General features: G+C 36.3%; 19 protein-coding genes. 3 read left to right on the top strand and 16 right to left on the bottom strand.

Translation table 11 applies throughout. From position 1 onward, the window contains the following. Positions 1-121: 121 nt before the first annotated feature. Positions 122-328 (top strand): helix-turn-helix transcriptional regulator, encoded by a 207-nt coding sequence (locus tag KO524_RS08715; RefSeq protein WP_219293018.1) that lies wholly within the window; start codon positions 122-124, stop codon positions 326-328. A 183-nt stretch (positions 329-511) separates the two neighbouring features. Here KO524_RS08715 and KO524_RS08710 read toward each other — a convergent pair whose 3' ends face one another. From KO524_RS08710 to KO524_RS08680, 7 genes are all read right to left on the bottom strand, one after another. Beyond that, positions 512-1210 carry an FAD-binding oxidoreductase gene (locus KO524_RS08710; protein ID WP_219293016.1) on the bottom strand — a complete coding sequence of 233 codons (699 nt, stop codon included), beginning with the start codon at positions 1208-1210 and terminating at the stop codon, positions 512-514. A gap of 73 nt (positions 1211-1283) precedes the next feature. After that, positions 1284-1853: a Crp/Fnr family transcriptional regulator gene (locus KO524_RS08705; protein WP_219293014.1), complete on the bottom strand. Its 570-nt coding sequence runs from the start codon at positions 1851-1853 to the stop codon at positions 1284-1286. 74 nt (positions 1854-1927) lie between these two features. Further along, positions 1928-2710: a siderophore-interacting protein gene (locus KO524_RS08700; RefSeq protein WP_219293012.1), complete on the bottom strand. Its 783-nt coding sequence runs from the start codon at positions 2708-2710 to the stop codon at positions 1928-1930. A gap of 12 nt (positions 2711-2722) precedes the next feature. Beyond that, positions 2723-3397: a 3,4-dihydroxy-2-butanone-4-phosphate synthase gene (gene ribB / locus KO524_RS08695; RefSeq protein WP_219293010.1), complete on the bottom strand. Its 675-nt coding sequence runs from the start codon at positions 3395-3397 to the stop codon at positions 2723-2725. 188 nt (positions 3398-3585) lie between these two features. Further along, positions 3586-5169, bottom strand: coding sequence for a Na+/H+ antiporter (locus KO524_RS08690; RefSeq protein ID WP_219293008.1), 1584 nt, complete (start codon positions 5167-5169; stop codon positions 3586-3588). 344 nt (positions 5170-5513) lie between these two features. Next, entirely contained in the window at positions 5514-6398 is an 885-nt protein-coding gene (locus KO524_RS08685; protein WP_219293006.1) for a hypothetical protein, read from the bottom strand. Positions 6399-6531: 133 nt separating this feature from the next. Further along, positions 6532-7116 carry an ankyrin repeat domain-containing protein gene (locus tag KO524_RS08680; RefSeq protein ID WP_255555206.1) on the bottom strand — a complete coding sequence of 195 codons (585 nt, stop codon included), beginning with the start codon at positions 7114-7116 and terminating at the stop codon, positions 6532-6534. Between the two features lie 350 nt (positions 7117-7466). Between KO524_RS08680 and KO524_RS08675 the strand changes: the two genes are divergently transcribed. Continuing rightward, positions 7467-7856 (top strand): GNAT family N-acetyltransferase, encoded by a 390-nt coding sequence (locus KO524_RS08675; RefSeq protein ID WP_370629723.1) that lies wholly within the window; start codon positions 7467-7469, stop codon positions 7854-7856. A 7-nt stretch (positions 7857-7863) separates the two neighbouring features. Here KO524_RS08675 and KO524_RS08670 read toward each other — a convergent pair whose 3' ends face one another. Further along, complete coding sequence (locus KO524_RS08670) at positions 7864-8052, bottom strand: SymE family type I addiction module toxin (protein ID WP_219293000.1); 189 nt, start codon at positions 8050-8052, stop codon at positions 7864-7866. A 94-nt stretch (positions 8053-8146) separates the two neighbouring features. Between KO524_RS08670 and KO524_RS08665 the strand changes: the two genes are divergently transcribed. Beyond that, positions 8147-8362: a helix-turn-helix domain-containing protein gene (locus KO524_RS08665; RefSeq protein WP_219292998.1), complete on the top strand. Its 216-nt coding sequence runs from the start codon at positions 8147-8149 to the stop codon at positions 8360-8362. Positions 8363-8591: 229 nt separating this feature from the next. Here the strand turns inward: KO524_RS08665 and KO524_RS08660 are convergent, their stop codons facing one another. The 8 genes from KO524_RS08660 to KO524_RS08630 all read right to left on the bottom strand — a co-directional run bounded on the left by KO524_RS08660 (position 8592) and on the right by KO524_RS08630 (position 13569). Continuing rightward, complete coding sequence (locus KO524_RS08660) at positions 8592-9032, bottom strand: hypothetical protein (protein ID WP_219292996.1); 441 nt, start codon at positions 9030-9032, stop codon at positions 8592-8594. A gap of 127 nt (positions 9033-9159) precedes the next feature. Beyond that, the gene (locus KO524_RS15440) at positions 9160-9432 is read right to left on the bottom strand and encodes a hypothetical protein (RefSeq protein ID WP_255555205.1); all 273 of its coding nucleotides are present in this window, start codon (positions 9430-9432) and stop codon (positions 9160-9162) included. 59 nt (positions 9433-9491) lie between these two features. Continuing rightward, on the bottom strand, positions 9492-9833 hold the full coding sequence (locus tag KO524_RS15435) for an alpha/beta hydrolase (protein ID WP_255555204.1): 342 nt from the start codon (positions 9831-9833) through the stop codon (positions 9492-9494). A gap of 132 nt (positions 9834-9965) precedes the next feature. Further along, on the bottom strand, positions 9966-10583 hold the full coding sequence (locus tag KO524_RS08650) for a hypothetical protein (RefSeq protein WP_219292994.1): 618 nt from the start codon (positions 10581-10583) through the stop codon (positions 9966-9968). Between the two features lie 201 nt (positions 10584-10784). Continuing rightward, complete coding sequence (locus KO524_RS08645; protein WP_219292992.1) at positions 10785-11663, bottom strand: hypothetical protein; 879 nt, start codon at positions 11661-11663, stop codon at positions 10785-10787. Beyond that, entirely contained in the window at positions 11660-12376 is a 717-nt protein-coding gene (locus tag KO524_RS08640) for a hypothetical protein (RefSeq protein WP_219292990.1), read from the bottom strand. Before KO524_RS08640 ends, KO524_RS08645 begins: the two co-directional genes overlap by 4 nt. A gap of 288 nt (positions 12377-12664) precedes the next feature. After that, positions 12665-13003 carry a nuclear transport factor 2 family protein gene (locus KO524_RS08635; RefSeq protein ID WP_219292988.1) on the bottom strand — a complete coding sequence of 113 codons (339 nt, stop codon included), beginning with the start codon at positions 13001-13003 and terminating at the stop codon, positions 12665-12667. A 188-nt stretch (positions 13004-13191) separates the two neighbouring features. After that, on the bottom strand, positions 13192-13569 hold the full coding sequence (locus KO524_RS08630) for a helix-turn-helix domain-containing protein (protein ID WP_219292986.1): 378 nt from the start codon (positions 13567-13569) through the stop codon (positions 13192-13194). Positions 13570-13590 lie beyond the last annotated feature (21 nt).

Genomic DNA, 13590 nt, shown 5'->3' with positions numbered 1-13590 from the left:
CTCCCCATAGTTATGAAATCTTTACATTAAATACATAATAATAAATTTATCACGAGTAAAAGGTTATTTACATATACTTATATTTTTACGATATTTGTATAAGAAGTCTATAAATAGTGGTATGACGAAAGTAAAGTTAAATAGAATAAAGTCTGTTCTTGCTGAAAATAATAGCAGCGGTAAAGATCTTGCCTATCATTTGGGGAAAACGGAATCTACAGTTTCGCGTTGGTGTACAAATGAAGTACAACCGAGCGTTGAAACCCTTTATGAAATAGCAAAATTTTTAAATATTGATATACGAGAGTTATTGATAAGTACTAAATAGAAAAAATAAGGCAACTCGTAAAAAAATGATTCGTTTGCTGTATCACAACACATTTTGTTTTGTATTAGCTTTCTCTTCCTTGTAATCAAAAAAAACCTTAAGCACTTGTATTTTAGCTATTTTTTCAGTATCTTAATAATCATGGAACAACACAAACAGGAGACGTTCTTAACTGTGTTGTGTTTATTCTTTACCCCAAAAGCTTTGGACACAGATCTTTTGTAAATTAAAAGAGGGATGTTGCTTTAAATAGCTTTCTAGGAAGAAAGTCGTTTTAGAATCGCCAAATACATAGGCGATAGCATGCGGTGTTTGCTGCGAAAAACACTGTGGTAAGTGTTGCGCGATTAACTCGGGTTTTAAAGTATTTACGACTATGCTAGTCAATGGGAAACTGTTGTCGATATCGGCAAAAAAATCCGCGGAATCGGCGGAATAAACCAAACTACTCACGCGTTTACTGACCGCTATGGCTCTATGAATTTCGTACAGATGAGATAGGGCGGTGACATCGCCAATCAACAGGTATTCATCGGCGGTTTCGTCCAGGGGTACTTGCACAGATGGCGGTTTAAAAAAGACCACATCGCCCAGCTGAACCGATTTTATCCAGTCGGATCCTTTGCCGTTGGAGAACGTATTGATTGCCAAATCAACCGTGTTATATACGGGTTCAAAATTCCAAAAAGAATACGTACGTGAAACACTACCCGGATCGTAATACGGATTCGACAAAAACACTTCCATCGCCAAACCCGCTTGGTATTTGATTCTCGAAAAATACGCACTTTGAATTTTGATGTGGTAAGTGTGAGGGGCTATTTGACGCTTTTGAAGTATCACCCCAGTATAAATCTCAAAAGTTTTTTCTTGACTGCTCATAATCTGTATTTTGATACGGTAAAATTGCTGGTTTTCACCTTTCAAAACATTGATTTGAGTCAAAAAAAATACGTTAGAGTTTAGATTTTAAACGACTCAGCGTCTCTTGTGAAATGTTGAGGTATGAAGCCACCATTTTATTCGACAACCTACGTACAACAATCGGATTTTCATCTAACAGTTGACGGTATTTTTGTAAGGCATCTTGAATCATCATCGACATCAACCTTTTGGTATTGTTGACATAGGCCATCTCAAGATACATTCTATAAAACTTATCCCATTGGGGAACGATATCAAGCAAATGGTAAAAATCGGTATGGGTGATATAATAAACTTCGGATTCTTCAACGGCCTGAATAAATTCTTCCGAGGCTTCTGACGTAATAAAACTGACCAATGCCGTGGCAAACTGATTTTCAAAAGCAAAATAACGGGTAGAGTCCATTCCTTCCTCATTGATAAAAAAAATTCGAAGACAGCCTTGAATCACAAAAAACGTGCGTTGGCTCGCTTGACCATGCGTCAGTAATAACTCATTTTTCTTAAGTTGCATCGGTTTGAAATAAGACAGTATGGTATCCAATTGGGCATCGGATACCGTTATTCTGTCTTTTATATAGGTCGTTAGTTGCGCTTCCATATTGAGAAATCAGTTCTGCGTAAATTTACCACTAAAAAAACACATTATTACTGTTTTACAGGGGTATTACAAGCTTATACAGCAGTTCCTTCTGATGCTCCCGATCGCCAATAGGCCGCGGTATAGATCAATCGTGGATTCCATTCCAGCTGTACTCTAAAGTAGTCTTTTAACGTTTTTACCGTCGTATGTTCCGCCGCTATAAAGACATAATGGTTTGGAATCGGATGCACATCAGTCAATTCTTTTACCACAGCGCTCAAACTACTGCCTCTTTCCGGTTGTGGGTTATGAAGCCAAGTGATGTCTGTCGTTGCTGCGGAAATCAATGGCATTTCATCTTCTCTAGTGGCCACTTCCAAAAACACTTTTACCGCAACACCTTCAGGCAGTTGTTCCAATATGGCACTGATTACAGGTACAGCGGTAGCATCGCCCACTAACAGATAGGCTTCAGCATCGGGTACAAGCGGTTTGTCACTCTGTTTTATCCCGATACCCAAACAATCACCAGCTGTCGCATTAATAGCCCAACGCGCTGCGGGGCCGTTGTCGCCATGTGCTACAAAGTCAACGGTCAATTCGCGTTTTTGTAAATCGACTTTACGGTTGGTATAAGTACGCAGCGTTGCCAGCAATTCGGTATCAATTTCCCTAGCTCGATCGGGAAAATAAATGATATTACAATGCTGCGGGGGTATAAAAATTTTGTTGTTGGATCCCGAACACACGCAAGATAAAAGCTCCATTTGATCTTCTCGAATATCAAACACCACACGTATAAAATGTGGTGTCAATACTGTTTTGTTTTTAACGGTGAATACCGTTCGTATTTTTTTGATTGGTGTTTTAATCATGTTTCCCTGTCATTAAATGATTATTGCTTCTAAGGATTTGATACTTTCGGGATATTGTTTTCGATATGATACAATATCGGCTATTGTCAAAACGGTTAAACTCCACTGTTGTGCAAAGGCCGTAATCTCAGGTAATCGCGACATGGTACCGTCGTCGTTCATCAATTCGCATAAGACAGACATTGGTTTTAAACCCGCGAGACGCATCAAATCAACACTGCCTTCCGTATGACCTATTCTGCCAAACACACCTTCATTATGAGCTCGTAAAGGGTATATATGCCCCGGTCGAACCAGATCAGTGGGTTTGGCATCATCTGCACTGGCCGCTTTGATAGCCGCGAGTCGATCAGCAGCCGAAAGTCCCGTGGTAGCCCCTACTCGTGCATCAATAGAAATGGTAAAAGGGGTTTGGTATAAACTGGAATTTTCCGTAACCATATAGGGCAAATCAAGTGCATCAGCCTTTTGATGTGGCATGCACAAACAAACCACCCCACTGCAATACCGAATCATTTGCACCATGTTGTCCAAATTCATTTTTTCCGCAGAGAAAATCAAGTCGCCTTCATTTTCTCGATCTTCATCGTCGATTAATAAAACTCCTTTTCCCTTTTGCAATTCACTAATTGCCCGTTCTACTCTTTCCTTGGCATGGATACCAAATGTCTGTAACATATCTTTCATCTCTATAGCTGTTTTAATTAAATATCACCGTTGTGATAACGCGTACAAATTTGTGAGTAATGCCTGTACTAAACTTTGACTTAGGTCAAAAAAGGTTTTTATTTAAATATTATGAATAGCGTTCCAATCGTAAATAGACCACTTCCATAATCGCACTGTTTGTACTAATAAACACCGTCCTTTTTAAATTAATACGATTGCCCACTTTCGTGTTCAATGGTTGTCTTCCAGAAATCGAGCTCTATTTCTTTTTTCCTAATGGTTTCCAACGAAAAGGTGCCGCTTTTATAACTTTGAGTCAATGCCGTACGCTGCCATTCGACCAATTGCAATTCCAAATTTAAATAGGCCTTTTTCGAATTGATCCCTTTAACGGATTCCGATTCCGTTAGGAGGTTGTGATTTTTCGCTTGCAGTTTGTCTAGCATAGTCATCACGGCTTGCTGCGTCTCAAGATCATCCGCGCTAAATTCTTTTAGAAACGAAATGGATTTGTATAACAATAAAATATTTAAGGCCCCTTCCTCCCGATGAAAATCCTTAGTGGGTTTGATCCATTGAATCAATTTGGGCAAGGTTAAGCCTTGTATTAACAAGGTAAAAACGATCACAACAAAAGACAGTAATAATACCGTGTTTCGATGCGCCAATGGAACCATCTCGCTGGTCGTTAACGGCAAAGCTAAGCCCGTTGCCAACGACACCACACCGCGCATACCGGCCCAAGAGATAATCAAGTACTCCTTACTTGACTGAGATAGCCCCGATTGACTTTTATTTTTTAATGCACCTCCTAAAAGGGGAAAGGCAAACAGTACACACATACGCACCAAAACCAAGATGATAAAAATTAAAAAACCATAGAAAATTAAAAGCGGCAGTTCGTTTTGGGGAGTGTCTGAAATAATTTTCGGCAATTGCATACCTAAAACCAAAAACACCAAACCGTTGATTACAAAGATGATCACATCCCAAAAATACCCCATTTGCATACGACTGTTTGTCGTAAAAACCACAAAGGAATTCCACGATAAATACATCCCTACTACGACTACCGCTAAGACGCCCGAACAGCCTAAATGCTCTGCCAAACTATAAGTAGCAAAAGGTAATAAAACCACAGCGAAGGTTTCGACATTGCTATTACCGTTAAAGAATCGGTAGATTCTTAAAAACAAAAATCCAATGACAATACCCGCAACAATTCCACCCAAGCTGATAAAAACAAATTGAAAACCGGCATTCCAAAACGAAAAACCACCACTGAGCACAGCGACTACAGCAAATTTATAGGCTATCAAAGCCGAGGCGTCGTTGAGTAAACTCTCGCCTTCTAAGATGGTAATCATTTTTTTGGGTAAGGCTATACTTTTGGTAATACTCGTAGCTGCTACAGCATCGGGAGGGGAAACAATAGCTCCCAATACAAATGCCATAGGCCAGCCGAAACCAGGAATAAGACTGTGAACCACTACCGCTACTATGGTGGTGGTTAAAAACACCAGGACCACAGCGAGTATCGAAATTTTCGGAAATTCCTTTTTAAATTCGGGTATGGACGTATTCCAAGCTGCATCAAACAATATCGGTGGTAATACGACATAAAAGATCAATTCCGGGCTCATTTCAATCGACGGTACCAAAGCGGTAAAGCTCAACAGTAATCCAGCCAAAACCAGTAAAATCGGTAAGGCTAATTTTATTTTGTCTTTTAACGATATCAGGATGATGAGAATAGTAGATATCCAAATAATTTTTTCAAGTTCTGCCATAACGTTACAATTATTCTGCAAAACTATATTCCCTCAATTATCGAAGCATTGACCTACATCAAAAAGAAAAAGAAATCAGCAACATTGTGGTAATCTTGACCAATCAAATACTGCTAAGATTTTTTATAGTGGAAAAGCAAAAAAGCCTAAAACATTGAAGTTATAGGCTTTTTTTCGTATCTTAATACATTGAGATTTATACAGTATTTTAGTGTTGTAAAATCATTACGATTTTTTTACGCACTGTAAAAATCGGACTAGATATATACATTGGAAATATTTAAAACAACTGCCGTCCTTTTTAGGTAATACATATCTAAAAACACAACTATAATTGTAAAACATTAAGATTTAGGTTCGGCATATATCTCATATCCATGTCCGTATTCTGCCCTAGTGGCTTTCTTTAAAAGAACTATATTAGAGGTTTTTCCAACCCATATTTTTAAAACTTGGTCTTGTTGTACTGTTCTCTTAAACAACTTATTATACTCGATAAAAGTGGACTCGTTCGTTTGTTGGTATTTTGCCTCCCCATACAAAGTTGTCATGTAATTAGTTAGCACCTCCAATTCTCGATTTGCGAGGTCATCCAAATTCCCTTCATATACCTCATCATCAAATCGAACATTTAATATAGACGAAAGGATGCCATCGCGATTATTTGTAAAAAGAGAAAAACTATAATCCTCATTGCCATTATTGATAAATCCTGTATTCGTATTAAAATTTCCATCAGGCTTATTCCACTGTATATTTAAAAAATCGCCATCCACATAAACTCGAGTACTCGTTGAATCTTTTGCGACAACTAAGCCATCTTTATACGCTTTTAAATAGGTGGTATAAGTTCCTGGTAGATAAAAGTGATGTCCCCATTCAAGTCTAACACTATAAGAATCACCTTGCTTTTGCAATAGTTGCATTTTTGTGGCTCCTCCCTTAATCTCCCAAGTAAGCGAATCTAGATTACTTTTTAGTTTATCAGCCAATGCAAGGAATTTTATGTTTCCACTAGCACTACTGTCCTGCAACTTAAAAACAACCATACTTAAAATGTTTTGTTCACCAAGATTACTTACAACTTTTAGTGATTTTAGTTGCCCCTCTATGATCGGATTTCCTACTTCTGGGTTTACAATTTCAGAATTTTTCCATGTAGAATCATCGTTAGAGCAAGAAGCCAACATACCACCAGCTAAAACAAAAAAGGCTATTTTTTTAAACATAAGATATTCGTTTAGGTATTTTTTTCAAAAATACAACACTAACAATTAGTAAACAATTAAAACAAATAGTATTAAATTTTTCTATTATAACCATCTAGATACGTAATTATACATATAATATAATACCCAATTTTTAAAATTTTAAAATTTGCTCTATTTCCTTGTACCCTTTATCTTTAGCATGTTGTAAAGCAGTGATTCCATCTCGATCGGGAATATTTAAATCGGCACCCGCATCTTTTAGAATTTGAACGATTTGCTGAAATTTTGCACTGCCATCTCCCAAAACAACTGCTTCCATCAAACCAGTCCATTGCAAGCGATTGATATGGTCAATCGGAAAGTCTTTAGTATTGGCCAACAAACGTACGGTTTCTACATGTCCGCGCTCACAAGCGGGGATCAAGGCCGTGCCGTTATAACGGTTAAACACGTCGAAACGTGCGCCGTGGTTCAAATACAATTGTACCAATTCGGTTTGTCCAGTGGCTCCAGCATAGAGAAATGCACTGTCTAAATTAAGTGCTTGCTGATTGACATCGGCTCCGTGATTTAACAGCAGTTTTACCATTTCAATAGAACTAATATGGGTCGCAATTAACAATAAACTGCGTTGATTGCTGTCGACTGCATTAACATTGGCAGCAGCTTGTAAAGCTTTTGCTACGGTTTCGACCTCATTGTTTTGTACGGATTTTACTATTTCTTTATCAGTCATATTGGAACTTTTTTTTGTTGATGTTGTCGCTGTGCAATTCCACAAGGTCATTGACGAAATAAGCACGAATAAATAAAGTAGTTTCTTCATAATTTTTTACATTGTTATGTTGCATGTTTTATCGCTATTGTTACCCTTGCAATACGACTAATATAAGCATTTGTATTTTAGTTACACCTGTTATACTAACGATCTTATAATCGCCTCATTAGTATCAATGGTATTCATTTTTATTAAAAGTATACAAATTCAATTTAAGTGTCGGCGATGCGCTTCCGTATCTTTAAGAAAAAATCACACTAATAACAAAAGGATGATTATTGAAGTAATCACTACTCGACAGCAAGCCGATACCAAAATTATCAGCCAAGGAATCACTGATTTTAATAAAACAAGCACCAGAACTTGAGCCGGATGACGCGGAAGTACGCTTTTTTGTATTCGCTAAAGTCGATGCGGATGAAATGAAAGGAGGCATTAGAGCCAGTTCTTATTGGATTAGGTTACACATCGAGTTATTATGGTTGCCTGAAGCCTGTCGGAATCAAGGAATCGGTAAGCTAGTGGTAGAAACAGCCGAAAACTCTGCACGACAAAATCACTGTGAAAAGGCCCTGTTACAAACCACCAGTTGGCAAGCCAAACCCTTTTACGAGAAAAACGGTTATAAACTACTCGCCACTTTAGAGCATAGACCAAAGGGACACGCGACACATTATTTGAATAAAACCTTGTTTTAAATAGGACTTATTTACTTTCTTTGTCAATCGTGATGATTAGTTTATTTTGTCTTTGTTCGATATTAACCATCAATCCTTGTTTAAAACCAAGCTTTTCCAGCCATTTTCCCTCCAGTCTAATTTCTGGTATCGAGGTCAACCCGTTAGATCTTGATTGGTATTTCGTATAAATTTTAAGTTTTCTAAAATCCCTCATTGTCATACAGTTATACGACAAATATAAATTAAAAAATCACAATGTCGTATTTTTATATGACAAAAATGTCAGCTAATAATATGACATTTGATATATGACAAGAGAAAAACTAAAGTTGGAATTGGGCAAGCAAATCGTAAAACTACGAGAACAGCGTGGTTGGACTCAGTCTGATTTAGCGCGAGCATGCAACAAAGACCGTCAGGCAATCGAAAAGCTCGAAAATGGCAAAGTCAACCCAACACTTTATACTTTGTTGGAAGTTGCCAATGCCTTGGAAATTTCGTTATCTAAATTAGTTGATTTTTAGTCGGATTAAACAGATTCCTACCATGTCTTTTCCTTTTTAAATTTTAGATCGAAAAGGTAGCGGCACAATTTGCTCAATAACTTTGGAATCTGCGATGAAGTTTATTAAAATTCTTCTTTCAATATATCCGTGTATTGTCGGTATTTTCATTTTATATACAACTTGTCTTTAAAACCTTATATCTATTTCTTTATCGAACTGATGTTTTCGCGGCACAATCTCGTGCCAACTAAAAAATTCTGTTTTTAAGAATTTGGTTGTATAAAAAGCTTAATAAAATTAAAATTGGTAATCCTATCCACGCCGTAAAAACCAATTCAAGTCCATTTTGGCCTCCATTTCCATAGCAGAGACTTTGTGCATTTGTAAACACTGGAATCAAACTCGATTGAATTAGAACATATTCTAATGCATTAAAAATCGTCAGCAATATGGGTAATGTTTTTAATTTTTCAAGCGGCAACCATTTTAAATATCTATAAAACAGAAAAGGCAGCAATAACGCACCAATACTTGACAATATCCAAATCAGCTCAAAAGCAATAGTACATTCTACGCCTAAACCATTTAAAAACATCTGAACTGCTAAAATTGCTATAGCTGTAAATCCAGGAATGAAAAATCCTACAATTGAAAATATGACTGTTGGTTTTACAAAATCAACAGTCATATTCTATACTTTTTATCTCCATATTATACTCTTTTTCACTAGTGTTATGTATGCTCCTGAGATTTGCAATATAGCGTATTATTCAACATTGAAGTAATAGTGTCTATGACTTTTTTTTTCAACTATTTTAAAAATTTCGCTCAGTTTTCTTTTCACGGATTTCACGCAAATTATTAAGAAGTATTTTTTCAATTTGCTTAGCTTTATTTACGGTCATAAAATGACCTCCACCTTCAATTAGAAAATCGTGTTTTACATTTTTAATCGGAATTATTTTGTCTGCATTTCCATGAATATGAATGTAATTATTAGGCACAAACTCGTTGTTCCAATTGGCTATTTCATGAATTGCCCACTTTAAAAAACGAGGATTCGTCTCTAGTAAAATGGTCCTTAACAATTGTCTGTCTTTCGTTGTAGTAACTCCAAAAAACCAATTCGTTATAAAGTTTTGCTGTTTTAAAAAAAAGTGGGAATTAACTTGTTCAATTTCAAAATTCCTGCAATTCGATAAAGTAAAGGGAGTTCGTATTTGGTTTTTGCAGAAGCGATTAAGATTAGTTTCTCCGTTTGGATGATTTTAGAAATTTCTATGGCAACCATTCCGCCAAAGGACAAACCAATTAGAATAGGATTCTTATCTGGAATTAATTGTACGATTCTTTTAGCATAATCAGCCAATGATTCGCTATAAATCGGTTCTATCCAATCGATAAATTCTGGGTCAAGATCTCCAAAATCAATGCTATCAAAGACTCTTCTATCGACACCTAAGCCGCTTAAAATATAAATTTTATTCACTTGCTTTGATTTTTAAAAACACGGGGAAATCGGTTCGTGTTGTCCCTGTTTTTGGAGTAATGATATTTAATATAACTTGATTATGAGGTACAGATAAGCAGCTTTTTACTACAACCTTATACCTCAGTGCATTTATTTACAGAAATTTAATAGAAATTCATTTTCCAACTCTAAAATAGCTCGCTTTTTATTGTTTATGAATGCTAAAGATTGAGATTTAGAAAAACCTCTAAAATAATAATCTAAATAAAAAGCGTAAACTTTGCCAACGACAGTTCTGCCATTTTCATTGTTTTCAGCTAGTATCATCGGATCATCTGGAATTTGAATACTATTGGTGTTTAATAGCAAATTAAGTCTCTTTTTGAAATTAACCGAACTCGAAAGCTTTTCTATTTCACTTTTATACAATTTAGCTTTAACTTCAAATTCTTTACCTACACTAGAATACTCATACTCATCAAAAAAAATTGCAGTTCCTCCCTTAATAATTGCTGCTTCAATCTCAGACAAGTAATCTAAATAATCATTTGTCAAACTATTATAGATAATTACATTTTGGTTATTTCTATTTTCATCAATCTTAATCTTAATATTTTCCGATAAATAGGATATGTGTTTATCGTTTTCATTAATTATTATTTGATACATAGATTCGCATTGGCTCTGGGCTTTGTCAGCACCACTTTCACATGACAAAAGCACCATAGATGCTAAAATTACATTAGATGTCAATATTATAGATTTCATTCTATGATTTTATAATTAATCGTTTTTCTATACCTTATAAATTTGAATGCATTTGCAATAGAATCTTTCTACTTTTTTAATTGTTTTCTAATCTATAAAATCTCTTACTTTTCAACTTTTAAAAACAGCTATATCGTCTTCAATTTAGTCAAATCTTATTTCTTATTGAAAAAGTATAACAATTCTTGTCAATAATAAAAATTATTTATTTAATACGGTTTGCTTTTTTTTCTCAATCATATAACCCAACTGCACCACCTTGCATTTCCATAGGGTGAGCGTTTGTTCTGCAGTGACTACTTCCTCGCTTGCAATTACAACCAGCGTATCACGAAAAGAACGTATAAACTGAGTCCAATGATTTCCTTTGGAATCGTTTAGTTGAAAATAAAAACCAGCATCACCTATTTTTTTGCCTGAAGAAGTTAAAATCAATTCGCCTCTATCACCAACACTAGGTTCCATAATCACAGTTGCATTACCATAGGGCAATGGAAAAACAGCCTTGATACAACTTTGACCAGAAGGCAAAACACAAGTACCATAGATACCCGAATACATCACCCGATTAGTTACCGGATCCATTCGAAGCCAAATGGTATATTGTACACTCTGGGTCGTTGGATTCACAAGTGTAATAATTTCACTTTTTAATGATTCCGCATGTATATTGTTCTGAATTGGAATGCTTAATTGGCTGATTCGATGACTAAAAAGTCTGTTTACCAAAATGCCTGGAAATTTAAAAAAGGGATTCCATTTTACAGTCAGACGCAGCTGGTAATCAGAAGTGTTTTCATAGAAATCAATGACTTGTTTAGACAATTTATTCCATGCCCCTTCAGAAAGGTTTAGTTCATCTATGGACTGTATTAAACCTTGCGATCGAAGATTCCTTTGAACGATTAGGTTTTCTTTTGCTGCTAATTGATGGATAAAATCTTCACCGATACCGTTTTTATTTCCAAAGGGCGCGATTAACCACGGATAATCCATGGGGTTAACCTTTGTTCCCCACAAAATGACCCATTGTTGTGTAAACCAATCCTGAAATTGCTGCATCGGATGTGCTAAATTCATAGTACTGGGCTTGTCAAATTAGGGATGATATTGTTTTGTCCATTCCAAGATCCAAACTCGCCAAGGGGTTTAAAACGCAAAGTAGTAAACTCGAAATGAAAATCTTTACGATTTCTCTCTTTCATGGCATCGATATGCCTTTTTGGTCGAGGAACAGCACTGTGTCCGTGAACCATATCGGTCATAGCTTTTTGCGATGTCCAAATTGAAAATGTCGAGATTGTTCGAGGTAATCGTATCGATGCTGAAGACAATAAGGTTTCAGGATGGTCGCGAACTAACTTCTCTACAGGTCGTCCCCAATACAAGAATCTAGGGAGTGCCCATAATTTCATGCGCGCAAGGGTAATCGCAACAACTGGACTATTCAAAAGATGCATTTCCATTGGCTCCTCATCAATTTTAAATCCGCTTATGTTACCCCATTGCCGCATAAAAACTAGCCTGGTATGCCAGCCTTTATCTAATATTCTGCCAAAAGGATGATTTTCCAGAAAGTATTCAAGTGCTTCCTCACGCTCCCACTGAGCGAACACCGCTATTTCTTTTCCCAATAAACGTGAGGGTACAAAGATTGCAGAGCCCAACACCATAGAGGTCATGATTTCAGCATGTATTAACCCCGGAGTATTTACAGATCTAAGCGGAAATAAAACTGCCTTTAAAGCAGATAAATAGGAAGTTTTAACGAGGTGATACGTGAATATACTCATGGTTCAATTTTGATTTTAGTTACATTGGAAGTCCTATTGTTGTCATTCCCAGACATCACACAATTTTCTCTATTCACTCCAAAAGTAGGATACCTATTTTTCTCAAAAGTCGTCTGTGGGAATTGTTTTTGCTAAACCTAAACTTATTCTACAATATATAAAAGACTGCTTTATATTTAATGTTGAAATAGTAATTTCTGAAATAGTGAAAACGATAAAAACATTATAGTATACCATCTTTTAAAACCGCAGAACCAAAAGGATTATCCACCAACCACAACCAATTTCCTACTTGGTCTTTTTCATAATACAAGCGGTGTGTCCCGTCATCTGAATCGGACGCCCATCTGGAGTAGTACCGCTCATCTGCCAAAGATCCATCCACATCGCCAAATCACCTACCATTGTGATGTGTGGCGTAGCTCCGCTAATATCAAACTTTAAGGCACAAATAGCCTGCATGGCTTTTTTAATCTGGTCCAACCCCCTTAATTCCTGTCCATCTCTATCAATATAAACCGCTTCCGGATGAAAGCAACTCAGCGCTGAACTTACATCACCAATTTTTATACAATTGCGAAAGTAAGCTACAGCACCAACCGCTGTTGTTCTGTTGAAATCTTGCATCTTTTTTTATTTTGCCCGAAATTAAACTTAAAATTTAAATATTGTAAGAATATGGCATAAAAAGCAACTGTAGCGTCTTGAACGTTCCAAAATCAGAATAAGTAATATAGGAGATTTTAATTGTTATAACACAAGGTTGCGGCGAAAACTTTTTTCGATTTGATGATTTTAGAAATTAACGCTTACTTTTACAAATCGGCACTTATAAATTCGCCCTTTTCCAAAACGACCTGATTTCCCCAATTTGTAATGGCTTCTAAAACCGGAATACAGCTTTTTCCAAACTCCGTTAGCTTGTAAACCACCTTAATCGGAGGTTTTTCTCCAAATACTTTCCTCGCTATCAGCCCGTCTTTTTCTAATTGTTTCAACTGTATACTCAAGGTCGTTTCAGTACTGGTCGGCATTTCTTTTCGAAGTTCAGTATAGCGTTTTTCGCCATTTTTTAAATGATATAAAATTACGGCCTTCCACTTACCTCCAACCAAATCCATTGCAAGACTTACCGTACATGGATAAATTTTGTCTTTTAGTTTTACACCATCACCTATACACTCTGTTTTCATCCTAACTATTTTTAACCTATC

Source organism: Flavobacterium sp. NKUCC04_CG (assembly GCF_019345525.1).
In the GTDB taxonomy this organism is placed as follows: domain Bacteria; phylum Bacteroidota; class Bacteroidia; order Flavobacteriales; family Flavobacteriaceae; genus Flavobacterium.
The sequence above is the reverse complement of the archived record's forward strand: the minus strand, read 5'-3'. Positions and strand labels throughout refer to the sequence as shown.

What these genes read in the sequence shown, in the direction of transcription:
- KO524_RS08670 (WP_219293000.1), bottom strand. Translation starts at nt 8,052, where the DNA reads ATGAGGGATTTTAGAAAACTTAAAATTTATACGAAATACCAATCAAGA.
- KO524_RS08705 (WP_219293014.1), bottom strand. Translation starts at nt 1,853, where the DNA reads ATGGAAGCGCAACTAACGACCTATATAAAAGACAGAATAACGGTATCC.
- KO524_RS08665 (WP_219292998.1), top strand. Translation starts at nt 8,147, where the DNA reads ATGACAAGAGAAAAACTAAAGTTGGAATTGGGCAAGCAAATCGTAAAA.
- KO524_RS08690 (WP_219293008.1), bottom strand. Translation starts at nt 5,169, where the DNA reads ATGGCAGAACTTGAAAAAATTATTTGGATATCTACTATTCTCATCATC.
- ribB (WP_219293010.1), bottom strand. Translation starts at nt 3,397, where the DNA reads ATGAAAGATATGTTACAGACATTTGGTATCCATGCCAAGGAAAGAGTA.
- KO524_RS08660 (WP_219292996.1), bottom strand. Translation starts at nt 9,032, where the DNA reads ATGACTGTTGATTTTGTAAAACCAACAGTCATATTTTCAATTGTAGGA.
- KO524_RS08715 (WP_219293018.1), top strand. Translation starts at nt 122, where the DNA reads ATGACGAAAGTAAAGTTAAATAGAATAAAGTCTGTTCTTGCTGAAAAT.
- KO524_RS08650 (WP_219292994.1), bottom strand. Translation starts at nt 10,583, where the DNA reads ATGAAATCTATAATATTGACATCTAATGTAATTTTAGCATCTATGGTG.
- KO524_RS08685 (WP_219293006.1), bottom strand. Translation starts at nt 6,398, where the DNA reads ATGTTTAAAAAAATAGCCTTTTTTGTTTTAGCTGGTGGTATGTTGGCT.
- KO524_RS08635 (WP_219292988.1), bottom strand. Translation starts at nt 13,003, where the DNA reads ATGCAAGATTTCAACAGAACAACAGCGGTTGGTGCTGTAGCTTACTTT.
- KO524_RS08680 (WP_255555206.1), bottom strand. Translation starts at nt 7,116, where the DNA reads ATGACTGATAAAGAAATAGTAAAATCCGTACAAAACAATGAGGTCGAA.
- KO524_RS08640 (WP_219292990.1), bottom strand. Translation starts at nt 12,376, where the DNA reads ATGAGTATATTCACGTATCACCTCGTTAAAACTTCCTATTTATCTGCT.
- KO524_RS08630 (WP_219292986.1), bottom strand. Translation starts at nt 13,569, where the DNA reads ATGAAAACAGAGTGTATAGGTGATGGTGTAAAACTAAAAGACAAAATT.
- KO524_RS08700 (WP_219293012.1), bottom strand. Translation starts at nt 2,710, where the DNA reads ATGATTAAAACACCAATCAAAAAAATACGAACGGTATTCACCGTTAAA.
- KO524_RS08645 (WP_219292992.1), bottom strand. Translation starts at nt 11,663, where the DNA reads ATGAATTTAGCACATCCGATGCAGCAATTTCAGGATTGGTTTACACAA.
- KO524_RS08710 (WP_219293016.1), bottom strand. Translation starts at nt 1,210, where the DNA reads ATGAGCAGTCAAGAAAAAACTTTTGAGATTTATACTGGGGTGATACTT.